Consider the following 984-nt stretch of genomic DNA (forward strand, 5'->3'; position numbering starts at 1 on the left):
CACATCTACGCGGTCATCGGCCTCAAGGACACCACCACGGGCGACACCCTGTGCGACCCGAACAACCAGGTCGTACTCGAGTCCATGACGTTCCCTGACCCGGTTATCGAGGTCGCGATCGAGCCGAAGACGAAGCAGGACCAGGAAAAGCTGGGCCTTGCCATTCAGAAGCTCGCCGAAGAAGACCCCACGTTCCGGACCGAGCAGAACCAGGAAACTGGCCAGACGGTCATCAAGGGAATGGGTGAACTTCACCTGGACATCCTCGTCGACCGCATGAAGCGTGAATTCAACGTCGAGGCGAACGTCGGCAAGCCCCAGGTCGCGTACCGCGAGACGATCCGCAAGGCCGTCGAGCGTCACGACTACACGCACAAGAAGCAGACCGGTGGATCCGGCCAGTTCGCGAAGATTCAGATCGCGATCGAGCCGATGGAAATCACTGCCGACAAGTCGTACGAGTTCGTGAACAAGGTCACCGGTGGTCGTATCCCGCGTGAATACATCCCCTCCGTGGATGCTGGAATCCAGGACGCCCTGCACGTAGGTATCCTGGCCGGTTACCCCATGGTGGGCGTTCGGGCAAGCCTGCTCGACGGTGCCGCACACGACGTCGACTCCTCGGAGATGGCGTTCAAGATTGCCGGCTCGATGGGCTTCAAGGAAGCTGTTCGCAAGGCAAACCCCGTGCTGCTCGAGCCGCTGATGAGCGTCGAAGTTCGTACCCCTGAGGAATACATGGGTGACGTAATCGGAGACCTCAACTCGCGTCGTGGGCAGATCCAGACCATGGAGGACGCGCAGGGCGTGAAGGTAATTCGCGCCCACGTGCCCCTCTCGGAAATGTTCGGATACATCGGTGACCTGCGGTCGAAGACCTCAGGCCGTGCCGTGTACTCGATGACGTTCGAGAGCTACGCGGAGGTCCCGAAGGCAGTTGCCGACGAGATCATCAACAAGAACAAGGGCGAATAGCCTCTTGGG

The 984-nt window shown here is 60.1% G+C and carries 1 protein-coding gene; it reads left to right on the top strand.

Annotated elements, in window-relative coordinates:
• On the top strand, window positions 1–975 hold a 975-nt coding region (locus tag JF66_RS19380), incomplete at its 5' end, for a translation factor GTPase family protein (RefSeq protein ID WP_035880522.1).
• Window positions 976–984 lie beyond the last annotated feature (9 nt).

The sequence above is a fragment of the Cryobacterium sp. MLB-32 genome (assembly GCF_000738085.1).
Taxonomy (GTDB): domain Bacteria; phylum Actinomycetota; class Actinomycetes; order Actinomycetales; family Microbacteriaceae; genus Cryobacterium.